This is a genomic window from Sphingobium rhizovicinum, from assembly GCF_042647625.1.
GTDB lineage: Bacteria > Pseudomonadota > Alphaproteobacteria > Sphingomonadales > Sphingomonadaceae > Sphingobium > Sphingobium rhizovicinum.
The window spans coordinates 1,982,844-1,998,913 of sequence record NZ_JBHRVU010000004.1; the positions used below are offsets into that span (position 1 = coordinate 1,982,844).

Sequence of the window (16,070 nt, forward strand, 5' to 3'; positions counted from 1 at the left end):
AGGATCATGGCCATGCAGGATGACATAATGGACCTCTCGCGCCTCAACGACAGCGAGCGCGAGATATTACGGCTCTTGGCGCAGGGGCATACCGCCAAGAGTGTAGCGGACCTGACAGGCCGGTCCGTCGGATCGGTCAATGAACGATTGCGCGACGCGCGGCGCAAGACTGGTGTCAGCAGCAGCCGTGCCCTGTCCCGCGCCTTCGTGGCCCAAGAAAATCGGGACGATTTAATCGATATAGACCCGACAGAAGGCCCTGCGTCAGACCTGCCCGAAGCGGTCGGACCATCCCGGTCCGCGCTGTTTCGAGGAGTTGCCATGACCATCGTCGCCGCCATCGCCCTATCCGCGGGTGCCTATCTGCTCCAGAACGCGCCATCCGCGCCGAAAGCGCCGGTTGAGGAAAGCTATAGTAGTCCGGCAAAGGATGATCCTTTGCTTGCTGGCTCTTTCTTTGGCCCCATGCCTTCGGATCGCTACGTCATGCTGCGTAAGGAAAAGCGTGATGCGCCATGGGCCGATGAAACAGAAAAGGCACTGGTTGCCAGCTATGCCGTCCTGCTGCAAAAATATGGCGTTCGACAGCCTGTCCGGGCGCTTTGCGGCAAAATGACCTGCGAAGTCGCTATGAAGCTAAACCTGTCGGACGATAAGACGACCAGACTAACACGAGACTTGCAGGGGCAGGATTTATCAGACGCGCTCGCCAAAATTGGACTGACATTCTCGACGGGCACATTCGGCGGACCTGGCAAAGGCTATATTCACTCAGCCTACCTGCTCCGCATATCCGCTATCAGCGCTGCTCCAGCACCGACAGGTCAGGCCCCGGAATCGCCGTGATCGCCACATTGGCGAACATGACCAGTCCCGCCAGGATCATCAGCACGCCCCGCTTGCGGTCGCCCTTCTTCGCGATCGTATAGATGCCGCCCCCGGTCAGCAGCGCGCCCGCCAGCATCAAAATGGATAAAATCGTTCCAGCCATGCCGCTTGGCATAGAGGGCGCGCTCCATGGTGGCAATTGCGCGCCTCTCCCCCTATGAGGCCCGCAGAAACGAATCACCCCATGGACGCAGGGGCCGCACCTATGAAAATCGCCATCGCTTCCGATCATGCCGCCGTAGACCTGAAGGCGGAACTTGCCCAATGGCTGCGCGACGAAGGGCATGAGGTCGATGACCTTGGCCCGGCGACCGCCGACCGGGTCGATTATCCCGATTATGGTTACAAGCTTGCGACGGCCGTTGCTTCGGGCGCGGCCGAACGGGGCATTGCCCTGTGCGGTTCCGGCATCGGCATTTCGATTGCGGTCAATCGCAACCCGGCCTGTCGCTGCGCGCTGGTGGGCGAACCGCTTTCCGCTGCCCTGTCGCGCGAGCATAATGACGCCAATGTGCTGGCCATGGGCGCGCGCCTGACCGGCGTGGACATGGCCAAGGCCTGCGTTACGGCTTTCCTCTCCACCGAGTTCGGCGGTGGCCGCCATGCCGGCCGCGTCGAAAAACTATCCCAGCCCGCGCTCTGAAAGGACGTTTCGATGAGCACTGACACCCTAGCCCCCGCCATCCGTCAGGACGGCTTCTTCAGCGAATCGCTCGCCAGCGCGGACCCGGAAATCTTCGGCGCGATCGGCAAGGAACTGAAGCGCCAGCAGGACAAGATCGAACTGATCGCGTCCGAAAACATCGTGTCGAAGGCCGTGCTGGAAGCCGCCGGCTCGATCTTCACCAACAAATATGCCGAAGGCTATCCGGGCAAGCGCTATTATGGCGGCTGCGAATATGCCGACGTGGTGGAAACCCTCGCGATCGAGCGCGCCAAGCAGCTGTTCGGCGCCAACTTCGCCAACGTCCAGCCCAATAGCGGCAGCCAGATGAACCAGGCCGTGTTCCTGGCGCTGCTCCAGCCGGGCGACACCTTCATGGGCCTCGACCTGTCGTCGGGCGGCCACCTGACCCATGGGTCGCCGGTCAACATGTCGGGCAAGTGGTTCAACCCGGTGGCCTATGGCGTGCGTGAAGATGACCACACCATCGACATGGACGAAGTCGCCCGCATCGCCCGCGAGTGCAAGCCCAAGCTGATCATCTGCGGCGGCACGGCCTATTCGCGCGTCTGGGACTTCAAGCGCTTTCGTGAGATCGCTGACGAAGTGGGCGCCTATCTGCTGGCCGACATGTCGCACTTCTCCGGCCTCGTTGCCGGCGGCGCGCACCCCTCGCCGGTTCCCTATGCCCATGTCACCACCACCACGACCCACAAGTCGCTGCGCGGTCCGCGTTCGGGCATCATCCTGTCCAACGACGAGGCGATCGCCAAGAAGCTGAACAGCGCGATCTTCCCCGGCCTTCAGGGCGGCCCGCTGATGCACATCATCGCCGCCAAGGCGGTGGCGTTCAAGGAAGCGCTGACGCCCGAGTTCAAGGCCTACGCCCATCAGATCGTCGCCAATGCCCGCGCGCTTGCTGAAACGCTGAGCGACGCCGGCCTGTCGATCGTGTCGGGCGGCACCGACAATCATCTGATGCTGGTCGACCTGCGCGCCAAGAACACCACGGGCAAGGCAGCGGAAAAGGCGCTCGATCGCGCCTATATCACCTGCAACAAGAATAACGTGCCCTTCGACACGGCCAGCCCGTTCGTCACCTCCGGTGTCCGCCTCGGCACCCCGGCCGGCACCACCCGCGGCTTCCGCGAGGAAGAATTCCGCGAAATCGGCCGGCTGATCGCCGAAGTGGTCGAAGGCCTGAAGCGCAATGGCGACGAAGGCGACGGCCAGGTCGAACAGCATGTCCGCGAAAAGGTGCTGGGCCTGACGGCGCGCTTCCCGATCTACTAAGACCAAGAGCCGTTCGTTTCGAGCTTGTCGAGAAACGGGTTCCACGACATCGTTTCCCGACCCGGCTCGAAGCGAACGGAGATTATTGAATGCGCTGCCCCTTCTGTTCCCATGAAGACAGCCAGGTGAAGGACAGCCGGCCCACGGAAGATGGCAACGCCATCCGCCGCCGCCGCCAGTGCGAAGCGTGCGGCGCGCGCTTCACCACCTTCGAGCGCATCCAGCTCCGCGACATCTGGGTGGTGAAAAGCGAAGGCCGCAAGGAAGCGTTCGAGCGGGACAAGCTGGCCCGCTCCATCGGCATCGCCTGCCGCAAACGGCCGATCGATCCCAGCCGCATTGAAAAGTTGATTTCCGGCATTCAGCGGCAGCTGGAGACCAGCGGCGACGGCGAAGTGCCGGCCCGCGCGATCGGCGAAATGGTGATGGAAGGGCTGAAACGCCTCGACAGCGTCGCCTACATCCGTTTCGCCAGCGTCTATAAGGACTTCACCGACGCAAAGGCGTTCGAGGAATTCGCCAGCACGGTGAAGGAAGTCGGGCGGGAGTGATGGTCCCTCCGCCGTTCGGTTCGAGCTTGTCGAGAACCTTCTAGCGGATTAGCGAGATAAGCTGATTATCTCTACCTCCGTTCAGTTCGAGCCTGTCGAGAACCTCGCGCGCCATGAGTTTTTGGGTCTATATCCTCCGCTGCTCGGACGGCACCTATTATACCGGACACACGGATGATCTGGAGCGGCGCTTCGCACAGCATCAGACCGGAGAGCTACCGGGATATACCCATGACCGACGCCCGGTCGAATTGGTTTTCAGTGAGACTTTCACGGACAGGATCGACGCCCTGGAACGCGAACGTCAGGTAAAGGACTGGTCCCGCAAGAAGAAGGAAGCGCTGATCCGCGGCGATTGGAACGCCGTTTCCGATGCAGCCCGCGCTCGACCCTGGCTCGAACCGAACGGAGGCGCTAGAGGCTCAGCCCCTACTCAGGACGAACGGTGTTAATATGGCAGAAGAAAACTCCCCCCTCCCCCCCGTCATCGTTCTGGTCCGCCCGCAACTGGGCGAGAATATCGGGAAGGCTGCGCGCGCGATGCTGAATTTCGGGCTGACCGAAATGCGCCTCGTCACCCCGCGTGACGGCTGGCCCAATCCCGATGCGGGTCCGGCAGCCGCCGGCGCAGACTTCATCCTCGACAAGGCGGAAGTCTATGAAACGCTGGCCGATGCGGTCGCGGACTGCGCCCATGTCTACGCCACCACCGTCCGCAAGCGCGGCGTCACCAAGCCGGTTGTCACACCCGAAGAAGCCGCGCGCAAAATCCATACGGCACAGGGCCGCAGCGCCTATGTCTTCGGCCCCGAACGCTCAGGCCTGGAGACGGAGGATGTCGCCGTTGCGCGCAAGATCCTCACCGTCCCGATCAACCCGGAATTCGGATCGCTCAATCTGGCGCAGGCGGTCATCCTGTGCGCCTATGAATGGTCGAAAAATGCCGATCTGGCGCAACCGACCGTTACCGAGCTTGGCGAACCCGCCCCGCAGGTCGAACTGGAAGGCATGATTGAGCAACTCAACACGCTGCTGGAGAAGGTCGGCTATTTCTTCCCGCCCGACCGTGCGCCAGCGACCAGGCTGACGCTGCGCAACCTGCTGACCAAGCCGGGCTGGAACCATCTGGAGGTGCGCACACTACGCGGCGTGCTATCCCACCTCAACCGCCCGCGCGAACGCTGAAACGCCCCTCTCCGTTCAGTTCGAGCTTGTCGAGAACCCTCGCGCAAGGGTTCTCGACAAGCTCGAACTGAACGGATGTAGAGACGCCTATCCCCGCGTCCGGTCATATTCCGCCATTTCATAGGCGATCGACGCTTCGACCAGTTGCTCCCAGAGGTCGGCAATCACGTCTCCGGGCGCGCCGATCCGCTCCGCCTCTGCGCGCGCCTGATCGATCACCTGCGTCTTGCGCGCTTCGTCGCGCACGGCGCTGCGGTCGGGCTTGATCCGGGCGGCGGCGCGCATATGGGCGAAACGCTGGCCGAGCAGGGCGACGATCTGGCGATCCAGTTCGTCGACGCCCGCGCGCACCTGCGTCATGCTGGTATAGCTGTCTGGGTTCATGCCCGCGGGATTTAAGCCGCTGCGCCATCCCTGTCGAGGCCCAGTCCGCGCTTGACATATCCCCGTCACATGGCCATAGGCGCGCCTTCGCGATTGGCCCCGCATCCCGGTGAAGCGGTGGCCCTGTCCCTGAAATATGGAAACAGGCGATGACCGGGAAGCCTTCGCCCTCCGCATTTGCGGACCCCTGATTTGGAATTAGGCGGTTTTCGGATCAGGAGGGCGGATAACGTAGTAGCAGTTGTAAGGAATTACCTATGTCGAAGCGCTCCAGCGCCAAGTATAAAATCGACCGTCGCATGGGCGAGAATATTTGGGGTCGCCCCAAGTCGCCCGTCAACAAGCGCGAATATGGTCCCGGTCAGCACGGCCAGCGCCGCAAGGGCAAGATGTCGGACTATGGCATCCAGCTGCGCGCCAAGCAGAAGCTGAAGGGTTACTACGGCGACATCACCGAAAAGCAGTTCAAGAAGAACTATTTCGAAGCCAGCCGCATGAAGGGCGACACCGGCCAGAACCTGATCGGTCTGCTGGAACGCCGCCTGGACGCCGTCGTGTACCGCGCCAAGTTCGCGCCGACCATCTTCTCGGCGCGTCAGATCGTTTCGCACGGCCACATCTATGTGAACGGCGTGAAGTGCAACATCGCCTCGCGTCTGGTGAAGCCGGGCGACGAAATCACCCTGGGCAAGAAGGCGCAGGAAATGGCGCTGGTTCTGGAAGCACAGAGCCTGCCCGAGCGCGACATCCCCGACTATGTGTCGCCCGATGGCGCCGCGAAGATCACCTATGTCCGCGTTCCGACGCTGGACGAAGTGCCTTACCCGGTGAAGATGGAACCGAATCTGGTCGTCGAATTCTATTCGCGCTAATCGGTTTTCCGATCCAGTTACAAAGAAGGGCGGCCCCACAAGGGACCGCCCTTTTTCTTTACGCCCGCAACATTCTTGCACACCCTTTGGGCTGGTGGCATTCACCTGCGCATTCGTAAAATAAAGGGTAATCCCATGCGCACGTCCTTTGCGGCAATCGCCGCCATTCTCGCCCTGTCGGCGTCGGCCGCAGCCAATGCAGCCCCCGCCAAATCCGTCCAGCCTTCGGTCGACACGATGAAGCGGCTGGTGCAGACCTTGTCGTCCGACGCCTTTGAAGGACGCGCGCCCGGCACGGCGGGCGAGGAAAAGACGCTGGCGCTCCTCGCCGCCGAATTTGGCAAGCTGGGCCTGAAGCCCGGCAACAAGGGCAGCTGGTTCCAGGATGTGCCGCTGGTCGAAATCAACGCGAAAAATGTGTCCGCGCTCAGCTTTACCGGCGGAAAGACGCCCGTCACCGCCGCCTATGGCCCGGAAATGGTGATCGGCACCTATCGCACCACGGAAAAGCATATCGACGTGAAGGACAGCCCGGTCGTTTTCGTCGGCTATGGCATCAATGCCCCGGAAAAGGGCTGGAACGATTATGCCGGCCTCGATGTGAAGGGCAAGACGGTCGTCATATTGGTCAACGATCCCGATTATGAGACGCAGGGGTTGACCGGCCCGTTCAACGGCCGCGCCATGACCTATTATGGCCGCTGGACCTATAAATATGAGGAAGCCGCGCGGCAGGGCGCCGCTGCCGCGATCATCGTGCATGACACCGTCCCCGCCGCCTATGGCTGGAACGTCGTGCAGTCGAGCTGGACCGGCGCGCAGCATGTCGCCGACAGCGCCGACGGCAATGCCGGGCAGAGCCAGGCGATCGGCTGGGTAACGAAGGACAAGGCCGCCGCCCTCTTCGCCAGCGCAGGGCTGGACCTCGACGCGCAGATGGCCGCCGCCAAGAAGCCTGGTTTCAAGGCCGTGCCGCTGACCGGCATCACCGCCAACGTCTCCTTCGACAATGATCTGCGCAGGCATAGCTCGAAGAATGTCGTCGCCCTGCTTCCCGGCAAGACGCGCCCCGACGAATATGTGCTGTACAGCGCCCATTGGGATCATCTGGGGCATTGTGAAGCCGCGCCCGACGGCGACGACATCTGCAACGGCGCCGTCGACAACGCCACCGGCACCGCCGCGCTGGTTGCACTGGCCCAGGCCAATGTGAAGGCCGGGCCGACCGACCGCAGCCAGGTGTTTCTGGCCGTCACCGGCGAGGAATCGGGCCTGCTGGGCTCCGACTATTATGGCAAGAACCCGGTCTTCCCGTTCAGCAAGACCGTAGGCGGCGTGAACATGGACGCCCTGTCGGTCGCTGGCCTTGCGAAGAATGTCGTGGTCATCGGCAAGGGCAAGTCGCAACTGGACGGCTATCTCGACCGCGCCCTTGCCGCACAGGGCCGCGTCGCCACGCTCGAACCCACCCCGGAAAAGGGCTATTATTACCGCTCCGACCATTTCAGCTTCGCCAAGCATGGCCTGCCGATGCTCTATTTCGAAGGTGGCGAGGATCTGGTGAAGGGCGGCACCGCAGCGGGCATGGCCGCCGCGGAGGATTATACCGAACATCGCTATCACGGCCCCAAGGACGAATATGATCCCAACTGGGACTGGACGGGCATCTCCGCTGACCTGAAACTCTATTATGATGTCGGCCGCGCGCTCGCGACGACGACCGACTGGCCCAACTGGGTGGAGGGCGACGAATTTCGCCCCATTCGCGACAAGGACCGGGCCGGCAAATAAGATTGCGGCCGGCGGCGGATAGGTCCGCCGCCGGCCGGTTCAGGACAGGGGCGATGCAGGAAAGCGACCTGACCGTCCGGGCATTTTGCCTGTCCTACAGCGTCGCGCGCTTCCATCCTGCGATCGGCTCCTTCCACTGTCGATCAAGGACGCGCTGGCAACCTTCCCGCGCCGGCCCGGCTGGAGCATTTTGAAGTCATCTGGAACAGATGATGGCTCGCAAAATGCGGAAAAAAGACTCTTAGGGCGTGGTGCGGTTCAATCTAATCGCATCGCGCCCTAAGGTGACATAAGGTGACAATTCCACGCGCATTTTGCGTCTCTTTTGTCACTTTACGGGATTTGCCATCTGTTTTGGATGACTTCAAAATGATCCGGTCTTGCCTTCATGGGAGCCTGACGATGCGCAATCCTGCCCTCCTGTTCCTGTCCATGCTGATCGGTGGCGCCGCCATGGCGCGGAACGCACCCGGATCACCGCCGCACGATATGCCCGCCCCTGTCACCATTCGGGTCGAACCATCCGCCATCGGCATCCATGAAGTGGAGCAGGCCCGTGCGGTCATCCGCAAGGCGCGCAAGAGCGGCGCACTGGACAGGAAGGAGGCGCGCCGCCTGCGCCGTGAAGCCGACCGGGCACAGGCGCTGGCCGACCGCAACGGGCGCGACGGCCTCAGCTATTCGGAGCAACGCGAACTGGATATGCAGGGCCGTGCGCTGCAAAGCCTGACCGAAGGACAGCGCAGCCAGCCGCGCCGCCCCTGATCCGTCATTGCCCGGCCGGCGAATAGGTCCAGTTCTGCGCCCCGCTGCCGTCCATCATCGCCGTTTCCGCCATCAGCAACCGCCCTTCGCGCCAGTAACGGATGCGCTGGGGATAATCATGCGCCGGATTGGCGAAGGTCACGTCGCGAACGCCCTGTTCGACAACAGGAAAGACGGTCGCCGCGCCACCTTCGGGCGCGCCATGAAAAGCCAGCGATCCGTCCGCCGCCCGCACGATCCGCATGACTTCCCAACTCCGCAGGCTTTCGCCCCGTCCCGTGCGCCCTACGCCGATCATCGTGCCGCCACGCGGCAGCGTCCACACTTCCTCGCTCCACCGATCGCCATTTTGCTGCTGCCATTCGCCGGTCAACCAATCCGGCAACTCCGCCGCCTGCGCGCCGGGCGCCAGCATCAACAGCATGGCGGCGGCAATGGCGGAAACTCTTGTCTTCATGGCTTTCGCCCTCTGTCCACATGCGATCCGGCACGCTATGGAGCGCGCATCATTCCCGCACTTTACGGATCGGCGCTTCCGCCGAGCAAGGATAAAAAGCCATGACTTTCCGCATGCCCGCCGAATGGGCGCCGCACGACTGGACCTGGATCGGCTTTCCGACCAACCCCGCCGAATGGCCCGGCGCGTTCGATGGCGCCCGGCAACAGATCGCCGATTTCGCCAGCGCCCTCCACGCCGATGGCAAGGGTGAGGAAGTCCGCCTGGTGGTCGCCAACGAAGATGATGCCGCCGCCGCCCGCACGCTGGCCGCGCCGGGTGTCTCCATCGCCGTCCATAAGCTGGGCGACGTCTGGCTGCGCGACACTGCGCCAATCGCCGTGCTGAACGGCACGGGCGGCCGGGCGCTTGTCGATTTCGGCTTCAACGGCTGGGGCGGCAAATATCAGATGCCCGGCGACGAGGATATTGGCGCGCGCCTTGCCGCAACCACCGGCCTGCCCACCTCCACCCAGCATTGGGTGTTCGAAGGCGGCGCGATCGACACCGATGGCACCGGCCTGTTCGTCACCACCGAACAATGTCTGCTCAATCCCAACCGCAACCCTGATCTGGACCGCGGCAAGATCGAAACCTTGCTGGCCGGCGCGCTGGGCCTGTGCGACATGCTGTGGCTGGGCGACGGCCTGCTCAATGATCATACCGACGGTCATGTCGACAATCTCGCCCGCTTTGTGGCGCCGGGCAAGCTGGCGTTGCCGATCGCCACGACGGACGACGATCCCAACACCGCCATCTATGCCGACGCCCGCGCCCGCGCGAAGGCGCATGGCGTGGAGGTGGTCGACATCCCCTCGCCCGGCCTTGTCATCGTGGACGGCGAAGCGATCCCGGCCAGCTACATGAACTTCTATGTCGGCAACGCCGCCGTCATCGTGCCCATCTATGGCCAGCCCAATGATCAGGCCGCGCTCGACGCCTTCCGCCCCTTCTTCCCCGGCCGGGAGATTGTCGGATTGCGCAGCGACGCCATATTGTCGGGCGGCGGCAGCTTCCATTGCTGCAGCCAGCAAATGCCCAGCCTGTAACCCTTGTTCCGTTCGGACTGAGCCTGTCGAAGCCCGGCAATTTTCTGTAAGAACAGCCCTTCGACACGCTCAGGGCGAACGGTGAGAGAAACGAACCATGACCAAAGTGACCGTCGCCGCGCTCCAACTCGCCTTTTCGGACGACAGGACCGACAATATCGCCATGGTGGCCGATCATGTGCGCAAGGCCGCGATGCGCGGCGCAAAGATCATCCTGCCGCCCGAATTGTTCGAAGGCCCCTATTTCTGCCGGGTCGAGGATGAGGCGCTGTTCGATAACGCCCTGCCCACCGACGAGCATCCTGCCGTACAGGAAATGCGCAAGCTGGCCAAGGAACTGGGCGTCTATATTCCGACCAGCTTCTTCGAACGCGACGGCCATCATTATTACAACTCGCTCGCCATGATTGATGATGCGGGCGAGATTATGGGCGTCTATCGCAAGAGCCATATTCCCGATGGTCCGGGCTATGAGGAAAAATATTATTTCCGCCCCGGCAACAGCGGCTTCAAGGTTTGGAAGACGAAATATGGCACCATCGGCGTCGGCATCTGCTGGGACCAATGGTATCCCGAAACCGCGCGCTGCATGGCGCTGATGGGTGCGGAAATGCTATTCTATCCGACCGCAATCGGCTCCGAACCCTATGATGCGGACCTCGACACCAGCCGCATGTGGCGCCGCGCGATGATCGGTCATGCGGTCAGCAACTGCATGCCAGTGATCGCTGCAAACCGGATCGGGGATGAAGAAGGCCAGAAATTCTACGGCCACAGCTTCATCAGCGACGAATGGGGCGATTATCTGGCCGATGCCGACGCGAAAGACAGCGGCGCGCTGGTCGCCACGCTGGACCTTGCCAAAGCGAAGATCCACCGCGCCGGCATGGGCTTCTTCCGCGATCGCCGCCCTGAGCTTTACGGCCGCATTGCACAGGACATCTGAGCATGACGGACACCCCCTCCGCCCTGATCGACGCGCGCATCGCTGCGCTGGGCGACTGGCGGAGGGATATGCTGGCGCAGGTCCGCGCGCTCATCCACCGCGCCATCCCCGATGTGGTGGAAACGTGGAAATGGCGCGGCGTGCCGGTCTGGGAAAAGGACGGCATAATATGCACCGGCGAAAGCTATAAGAGCGCGGTCAAGCTGACCTTCGCAAAGGGCGCGGCGCTGGATGATCCATCCAGCCTGTTCAACGCCAGCCTCGACGGCAATGTCCGCCGCGCCATCGACCTGCATGAAGGCGACAGGATCGACGAGCCCGCCTTCATCGCCCTGATATTGGCTGCGGCGGCCCACAATGCCGCCAAACCCCGAAAGACACGCAATTGACGACCGAAGAATCCCCCATCATCGCGCAAGAAGCCGTCGTTGAGGGCAACTCCGACCTGAGCCGACCGCAGAAGCGCATGCTCAAACGGCTCTACAATGCCCGCACCGTTCCGATCCTGGTCGATGATCGCGCGTTCCTCGCCTATCGCGACGCCGCGCGCTATCTTCTGTCTCTGCCGGTGGATGCGCGGGAGGCCGCCTATGCCGTCATGAAGGCGCATGTCAAAGACAAGACGCGATAACGTGGCGAACGGCCCCCATCTCTACGCTCTGGCGCTGGGATCGAACCGGCCCCTCTCCGCACGCCGCACGCCCACGCGCCTGCTGGCAGAGGCCGCTGCGCTGATCGGCGATGAAGCGCGGGTGATTGCCGTATCCCCCATGATCCTGACGCCACCGCTCGGCCCATCATCCCGCATCTTCGCCAATGGCGCGCTGCTGGTGGAAAGCGCGCTGCCGCCGCTTGCCATGCTGTCCTTTCTCCAGTCGATCGAAAGCCGGCTCGGCCGCCGCCGCCACCGACGCTGGGGCGCGCGCAGCATCGACATCGACATCATCCTCTGGTCGGGCGGCCAATGGCGCAGCCGCACGCTCACTATCCCCCACGCAGCCTTTCGCATACGCGCCTTCGTATTGACCCCGTTGCTGGCCGTGGCTGGCGACTGGCGCGACCCAATCACCGGCTTCGCCGTTCGCCATCTTCACGCCCGGCTACAAAAAAGCAAAAGCCAAGGTTGACCATCCGCCCCCGCGCCATTAGGGCGACCTCCACCGCACGGAAGGGTCCATAGCTCAGTCGGTAGAGCAACTGACTTTTAATCAGTAGGTCACTGGTTCGAACCCAGTTGGACTCACCATTTTCCTCCATTGGCGCTGCGATGCGCGTCCGCTACGCAAGGCGGACCATATGGAGAATAGTGCATGACCGTCATCCTGACATCCCGCCCCATTTATCAGGGGTGGCTCAACCTGTTGATGGTCGATCTGCGCGCCGCCAATGGCGACGAGTTCGAACGCCATGTGGTCGAAATGAATCGCGCCGTCGCGGTGCTGCCCTATGATCCGGTGCGGCGCGTGGCGCTGACCGTATCGATGCCGCGCACCCCCGTCATGCTCGCGGGCCTTCCCGACATGATGGAGGCGATCGCCGGCATATTGGAGGATGAACCAGCCGAATGCGCCCGTCGCGAAGCGCTGGAGGAAGCCGGCGTGCAACTGGGCGACCTGCTGCACATCGGCCAGATCTGGAGCATCCCCAGCGTCAGCACCGAGAAGATCGATTATTTTCTCGCGGAATATCAGGCGAGCGACCGGATCGCGGCCGGCGGCGGATTGGACGATGAGCAGGAGAATATCACCGTCCACGAACTCCCGCTCGATGATCTATGGACGATGTTCGCCAAAAAGCGGATCCATGACGGCAAGCTCGCCATATCGCTGATGGCGCTACGGCTGCGGCGCCCGGACCTGTTCAGCGTGCCGGTCGCCTGATTTCGATCGCGCGGGCCGGCACCTCCACTGCGCCGTCGGGCAAGTGGAACTGGCAGGCAGCATCGCTGCCATTGACGCAGATGGCCAGGCCGCTCGCCCGATAGCGCAGCGCCAGACGCTTGCGGTCCATGTCTTCCCATTGCCCCGCATCCAGCGGCCTGCCATCCTCGTTCAGCCACTCGACACCGGCATCGGACAATATGGCCGTTCCTCGCAACTCCGCCGCCTCCGCCCGCAAGGCCGCCAGCGCGAAGGCATGAGCCTCCACTTCCCGGTCGCGCCTTGTCCAGTCGATCCAGCTGATCGCATTATCCTGCGCATAGGCATTATTGTTGCCCTGCTGGCTGCGGCCAAATTCGTCCCCAGCCGTCAGCATAATCGCCCCGCGCGAACAGAAGAGGGTGGAGAGCAGCGCCTTAACGTCGCGTTGCCGCGCCGCCTGCACCTGTGGATCGTAGCACGCCCCCTCGACGCCATTGTTCCAGCTGAAATTCTCGCCATGGCCATCGCGGCCATTTTCGCCATTGGCGTTATTGTGCCGCTGTTCATAGGCAGTGACGTCGGCCAGCGTGAAACCGTCATGCGCCGCGAGGAAATTCACGCTGCGGGTCGCCGCCGATCCGCCGAATATGTCGGATGATCCCGTCAGCCGCGTGGCGAAAGCCCCGATCATCCCGGCGTCCCCGCGCCAGAAGCGCCGCATATCGTCGCGATAGCGGTCATTCCATTCCAGCCAGCCTTCGCCAAAACGCCCCAGTTGATAGCCGCCCGGCCCTATGTCCCAAGGTTCGGCGATCAGGATGCGGTCTGCCAGCACAGGGTCTGCCCGTATCTCCTGCAACAATGGCGCAGCCGGATCGAACCCATGCTCCATTCGCCCCAGCGCCGGGCCAAGATCGAAGCGAAAACCGTCTATCCCCGCCTGTTCCACGAAATGGCGCAGCGAATCGAGGATCAGGCAACGCACCACCGGATGGTTGCAGGCAATGCTGTTGCCGGTCCCGGTATCGTTGATCAGCCGCCCGTCGGCCTCATGCCGGAAATAGCTGCGCGCATCCAGCCCGCGCAGCGACAGCGTCGGGCCAAGCGCGTCGCTTTCCCCGTCATGATTATAGACCATGTCCAGGATCACGCCGATGCCCGCTTCGTGCAGCGCCGCCACCGTATTACGCAGCTCGGCAAGGCCGTCCGGCGCCAGACGCGGGTCGATCGCGAAATAGCTGACCGGATTATAACCCCAATAATTGGTCAGCCCCAACGGTCCCAGATGCCGCTCATCGATCCAGGCGTTGATCGGCATCAGTTCGATCGCGGAAACGTGCAGCGCCTTGAGATGCGCGATCACCGCCGGATGGGCGAGCGCGGCGATGGTGCCCCGCTGCGCTTCCGGCACATCGGGATGCAACATGGTGAAGCCGCGCACCTGCACTTCATAGACAAGCCCGCCAGGGTCGAAACACGGCGACGCCATCGGCATGGGCGGCAGGGCGTCCATCACCACCCCCTTGGGCATCAAGGACGCCGTATCGACGCCCTCGCCCCGTGGTGCGGCCAGCAACGGATCATAGACAAAAGCCCGGTCGGTCGCCTGAGCATAAGGATCGATCAGCAGCTTGTCGGGATCGAACCACAGGCCCGCGCCTGGATCATAATGGCCATCGGCACGCAACCCATAGCGCGCTCCCACACCCACGCCCGCCGCTTCGACATGCCAATATCCCTCGGCATCGCGCAGCATGGGCAGGCGGGTTTCGCGATCCTGCGCATCGAACAGGCAAAGCCACAACTGGCTGGCGTCAGGCGACCAGACGGTAAAGCGCGTCCCCTGCGCCTGTACCGTCGGCCCCGGCGTCATGCCGCCTCCGCGATCAGCGATCGATAGAGCGCGGCATAGCGCGCCGCGCTGTGCGTCCAGGAAAAATCGGCGCGCATGCCCGCGCGCTGCATCGCCTGCCAGGCCAACTTGTCGCGATACAGGTCGACCACCCGGTTGATCGCGCCATGCAGCGCCAGCAGGTCGGATGGCGTAAACACCACGCCCGTCGCTGCGCCCGCCGCCACCGCCGCTTCATTGGCGTCGATCACCGTGTCGGCCAGCCCGCCGACCCGCGCCACCACCGGCACGCAGCCATAGCGCAGGCCGTAAAGCTGGGTCAGGCCGCAGGGTTCAAAGCGCGACGGGATCAGGATCGCGTCGCCCCCCGCCTGCAACAAATGCGACAGCGGCTCATCATAGCCGATCTGCACGCCGATTCGCCCGCGATGCCGGTCCGCCGCGCCCAGTAGCGCACCTTCCAGCGGATGATCGCCAGATCCCAGCACCGCCAGCTTCGCGCCTGCGCCGACCAGATGATCCAGCGCCTCGACCAGCAAATCCATGCCCTTCTGCCATGTCAGGCGACTGACGATGGTGAAGATCGGCGCATCGTCCTGATCCAGCCCGAAGCGCCGCTCCAGCGCGCGCCGGTTCACCGCCCGCTCGCCCAGCGTCCGCGCGCCATAGGCTTTTGGGATCAGCGCATCGGCGGCCGGGTTCCAAATGTCGATATCGACCCCGTTCAATATGCCGTGCAGCCGGTCGACACGGCCATTGATCAGGCCGTCCAGCCCCATGCCATGAACCGAAGACCGGATTTCCTGCGCATAGGTGGGGCTGACCGTGGTGATCGCATCCGCCGAAACCAGGCCCGCCTTCAGATAGCCGATGCCGCCATAATATTCGACGCCATCCACGCCCCAGGCTTCGGACGGCAGGCCCAGTCCGCCGAAAATCCCGGCGCTGAACCGCCCCTGAAAGGCCAGATTGTGGATCGTCACCAGCTTGGGCACGGATGCCGCCGGGCCAAAGCGCATATAGGCCGCGGTCATCGCCGCCTGCCAGTCATGGACATGGACAATATCGGGCCGCCATCCCTTCAACGCCCCTTCGGCGACATCCGCCCCGGCGCGCGACAAAGCGGCAAAGCGCCGCCAATTGTCGGCCCAGTCATTGCCGCCATGATCGCCATAGGGACCGCCTTCGCGCGCGAAAAAGTCGGGCGCGTCCAGCACCAGCAGGTCCAGCCCCTCGACCTGCGCGGACAGGATCGTCGCTGGCACGCCGAACAGATCGTCATAACGGCGCACCGCCTTCGCCTTCCCGAGCCGGGCAATGACGGACGGATAGCCCGGGACCAACGTACGCACCGCCACGCCATGGCCAGCCAGCGCGCCGGGCAGCGCGCCGACAACGTCTGCCAGCCCCCCGGTCTTGATCAGCGGATAGATTTCGGATGCGACGGACAGCAGCTTGATGGTCATGGGTCA

At 63.2% G+C, this 16,070-nt stretch carries 18 protein-coding genes, 1 tRNA gene and 1 pseudogene; 15 read left to right on the plus strand and 5 right to left on the minus strand.

Features of this window, described 5'->3' with window-relative positions; translation table 11 throughout:
* The first annotated feature begins 6 nt into the window (after positions 1-6).
* Positions 7-846, plus strand: a complete 840-nt coding sequence (locus ACFOKF_RS10840) for a helix-turn-helix transcriptional regulator (RefSeq protein WP_380795588.1) — start codon at positions 7-9, stop codon at positions 844-846.
* Here ACFOKF_RS10840 and ACFOKF_RS10845 read toward each other — a convergent pair.
* Positions 800-991 carry a hypothetical protein gene (locus tag ACFOKF_RS10845; protein ID WP_380797749.1) on the minus strand — a complete coding sequence of 64 codons (192 nt, stop codon included), beginning with the start codon at positions 989-991 and terminating at the stop codon, positions 800-802. The genes ACFOKF_RS10840 and ACFOKF_RS10845 overlap by 47 nt on opposite strands.
* A gap of 102 nt (positions 992-1,093) precedes the next feature.
* On the opposite strand from ACFOKF_RS10845, the gene rpiB reads away from it, so the two are divergent.
* From rpiB to ACFOKF_RS10865, 4 genes and pseudogenes are all read left to right on the plus strand, one after another.
* A complete protein-coding gene (gene rpiB, locus ACFOKF_RS10850) occupies positions 1,094-1,531 on the plus strand; it encodes a ribose 5-phosphate isomerase B (protein WP_380795589.1) in 438 nt (145 codons plus the stop codon).
* A gap of 12 nt (positions 1,532-1,543) precedes the next feature.
* Entirely contained in the window at positions 1,544-2,845 is a 1,302-nt protein-coding gene (gene glyA, locus ACFOKF_RS10855) for a serine hydroxymethyltransferase (RefSeq protein ID WP_380795591.1), read from the plus strand.
* An 89-nt stretch (positions 2,846-2,934) separates the two neighbouring features.
* Positions 2,935-3,396: a transcriptional regulator NrdR gene (gene nrdR, locus ACFOKF_RS10860; RefSeq protein ID WP_298395859.1), complete on the plus strand. Its 462-nt coding sequence runs from the start codon at positions 2,935-2,937 to the stop codon at positions 3,394-3,396.
* A gap of 113 nt (positions 3,397-3,509) precedes the next feature.
* Positions 3,510-4,581: pseudogene (locus ACFOKF_RS10865) on the plus strand (TrmJ/YjtD family RNA methyltransferase).
* An 87-nt stretch (positions 4,582-4,668) separates the two neighbouring features.
* Here the strand turns inward: ACFOKF_RS10865 and ACFOKF_RS10870 are convergent.
* A complete protein-coding gene (locus ACFOKF_RS10870) occupies positions 4,669-4,965 on the minus strand; it encodes a chorismate mutase (protein ID WP_380795593.1) in 297 nt (98 codons plus the stop codon).
* A gap of 257 nt (positions 4,966-5,222) precedes the next feature.
* Between ACFOKF_RS10870 and rpsD the strand changes: the two genes are divergently transcribed.
* From rpsD to ACFOKF_RS10885, 3 genes are all read left to right on the plus strand, one after another.
* Complete coding sequence (rpsD, locus tag ACFOKF_RS10875; RefSeq protein ID WP_093084966.1) at positions 5,223-5,837, plus strand: 30S ribosomal protein S4; 615 nt, start codon at positions 5,223-5,225, stop codon at positions 5,835-5,837.
* Positions 5,838-5,972: 135 nt separating this feature from the next.
* A complete protein-coding gene (locus tag ACFOKF_RS10880) occupies positions 5,973-7,628 on the plus strand; it encodes a M28 family peptidase (RefSeq protein ID WP_380795595.1) in 1,656 nt (551 codons plus the stop codon).
* A 402-nt stretch (positions 7,629-8,030) separates the two neighbouring features.
* Positions 8,031-8,393, plus strand: a complete 363-nt coding sequence (locus ACFOKF_RS10885) for a hypothetical protein (RefSeq protein WP_380795597.1) — start codon at positions 8,031-8,033, stop codon at positions 8,391-8,393.
* Between the two features lie 4 nt (positions 8,394-8,397).
* On the opposite strand, the gene ACFOKF_RS10890 is transcribed toward ACFOKF_RS10885, so the two are convergent.
* Positions 8,398-8,850 carry a DUF6265 family protein gene (locus ACFOKF_RS10890; protein WP_380795599.1) on the minus strand — a complete coding sequence of 151 codons (453 nt, stop codon included), beginning with the start codon at positions 8,848-8,850 and terminating at the stop codon, positions 8,398-8,400.
* Between the two features lie 101 nt (positions 8,851-8,951).
* Here ACFOKF_RS10890 and ACFOKF_RS10895 point away from each other — a divergent pair, with 101 nt between their 5' ends.
* From ACFOKF_RS10895 to ACFOKF_RS10925, 7 genes are all read left to right on the plus strand, one after another.
* Positions 8,952-9,938 carry an agmatine deiminase family protein gene (locus ACFOKF_RS10895; RefSeq protein WP_380795600.1) on the plus strand — a complete coding sequence of 329 codons (987 nt, stop codon included), beginning with the start codon at positions 8,952-8,954 and terminating at the stop codon, positions 9,936-9,938.
* Between the two features lie 97 nt (positions 9,939-10,035).
* Complete coding sequence (aguB, locus tag ACFOKF_RS10900) at positions 10,036-10,884, plus strand: N-carbamoylputrescine amidase (protein ID WP_380795601.1); 849 nt, start codon at positions 10,036-10,038, stop codon at positions 10,882-10,884.
* Positions 10,885-10,886: 2 nt separating this feature from the next.
* On the plus strand, positions 10,887-11,273 hold the full coding sequence (locus ACFOKF_RS10905) for a DUF1801 domain-containing protein (RefSeq protein WP_380795602.1): 387 nt from the start codon (positions 10,887-10,889) through the stop codon (positions 11,271-11,273).
* Positions 11,270-11,515, plus strand: coding sequence for a hypothetical protein (locus tag ACFOKF_RS10910; RefSeq protein ID WP_380795603.1), 246 nt, complete (start codon positions 11,270-11,272; stop codon positions 11,513-11,515). Before ACFOKF_RS10905 ends, ACFOKF_RS10910 begins: the two co-directional genes overlap by 4 nt.
* Position 11,516: 1 nt before the next feature.
* Positions 11,517-12,011 (plus strand): 2-amino-4-hydroxy-6-hydroxymethyldihydropteridine diphosphokinase, encoded by a 495-nt coding sequence (gene folK / locus ACFOKF_RS10915; RefSeq protein WP_380795604.1) that lies wholly within the window; start codon positions 11,517-11,519, stop codon positions 12,009-12,011.
* A gap of 43 nt (positions 12,012-12,054) precedes the next feature.
* A tRNA-Lys gene (locus ACFOKF_RS10920) sits at positions 12,055-12,130 on the plus strand.
* A gap of 64 nt (positions 12,131-12,194) precedes the next feature.
* Positions 12,195-12,764 carry an NUDIX domain-containing protein gene (locus ACFOKF_RS10925; protein WP_380795606.1) on the plus strand — a complete coding sequence of 190 codons (570 nt, stop codon included), beginning with the start codon at positions 12,195-12,197 and terminating at the stop codon, positions 12,762-12,764.
* Here ACFOKF_RS10925 and glgX read toward each other — a convergent pair.
* Positions 12,745-14,619 carry a glycogen debranching protein GlgX gene (glgX, locus tag ACFOKF_RS10930; protein WP_380795607.1) on the minus strand — a complete coding sequence of 625 codons (1,875 nt, stop codon included), beginning with the start codon at positions 14,617-14,619 and terminating at the stop codon, positions 12,745-12,747. The two genes, ACFOKF_RS10925 and glgX, sit on opposite strands and share 20 nt — an antisense overlap.
* Complete coding sequence (gene glgA / locus ACFOKF_RS10935; protein WP_380795608.1) at positions 14,616-16,064, minus strand: glycogen synthase GlgA; 1,449 nt, start codon at positions 16,062-16,064, stop codon at positions 14,616-14,618. The genes glgX and glgA overlap by 4 nt, the downstream gene beginning before the upstream one ends.
* Positions 16,065-16,070 lie beyond the last annotated feature (6 nt).

Bases quoted from the DNA above. Each gene is read 5' to 3' on its own strand.
- ACFOKF_RS10890 (WP_380795599.1), bottom strand. From the start codon at position 8,850: ATGAAGACAAGAGTTTCCGCCATTGCCGCCGCCATGCTGTTGATGCTG.
- ACFOKF_RS10870 (WP_380795593.1), bottom strand. From the start codon at position 4,965: ATGAACCCAGACAGCTATACCAGCATGACGCAGGTGCGCGCGGGCGTC.
- ACFOKF_RS10885 (WP_380795597.1), top strand. From the start codon at position 8,031: ATGCGCAATCCTGCCCTCCTGTTCCTGTCCATGCTGATCGGTGGCGCC.
- ACFOKF_RS10925 (WP_380795606.1), top strand. From the start codon at position 12,195: ATGACCGTCATCCTGACATCCCGCCCCATTTATCAGGGGTGGCTCAAC.
- ACFOKF_RS10880 (WP_380795595.1), top strand. From the start codon at position 5,973: ATGCGCACGTCCTTTGCGGCAATCGCCGCCATTCTCGCCCTGTCGGCG.
- ACFOKF_RS10905 (WP_380795602.1), top strand. From the start codon at position 10,887: ATGACGGACACCCCCTCCGCCCTGATCGACGCGCGCATCGCTGCGCTG.
- glyA (WP_380795591.1), top strand. From the start codon at position 1,544: ATGAGCACTGACACCCTAGCCCCCGCCATCCGTCAGGACGGCTTCTTC.
- glgX (WP_380795607.1), bottom strand. From the start codon at position 14,619: ATGACGCCGGGGCCGACGGTACAGGCGCAGGGGACGCGCTTTACCGTC.
- ACFOKF_RS10845 (WP_380797749.1), bottom strand. From the start codon at position 991: ATGGCTGGAACGATTTTATCCATTTTGATGCTGGCGGGCGCGCTGCTG.
- ACFOKF_RS10840 (WP_380795588.1), top strand. From the start codon at position 7: ATGGCCATGCAGGATGACATAATGGACCTCTCGCGCCTCAACGACAGC.
- rpsD (WP_093084966.1), top strand. From the start codon at position 5,223: ATGTCGAAGCGCTCCAGCGCCAAGTATAAAATCGACCGTCGCATGGGC.
- aguB (WP_380795601.1), top strand. From the start codon at position 10,036: ATGACCAAAGTGACCGTCGCCGCGCTCCAACTCGCCTTTTCGGACGAC.
- rpiB (WP_380795589.1), top strand. From the start codon at position 1,094: ATGAAAATCGCCATCGCTTCCGATCATGCCGCCGTAGACCTGAAGGCG.
- ACFOKF_RS10895 (WP_380795600.1), top strand. From the start codon at position 8,952: ATGACTTTCCGCATGCCCGCCGAATGGGCGCCGCACGACTGGACCTGG.
- nrdR (WP_298395859.1), top strand. From the start codon at position 2,935: ATGCGCTGCCCCTTCTGTTCCCATGAAGACAGCCAGGTGAAGGACAGC.
- glgA (WP_380795608.1), bottom strand. From the start codon at position 16,064: ATGACCATCAAGCTGCTGTCCGTCGCATCCGAAATCTATCCGCTGATC.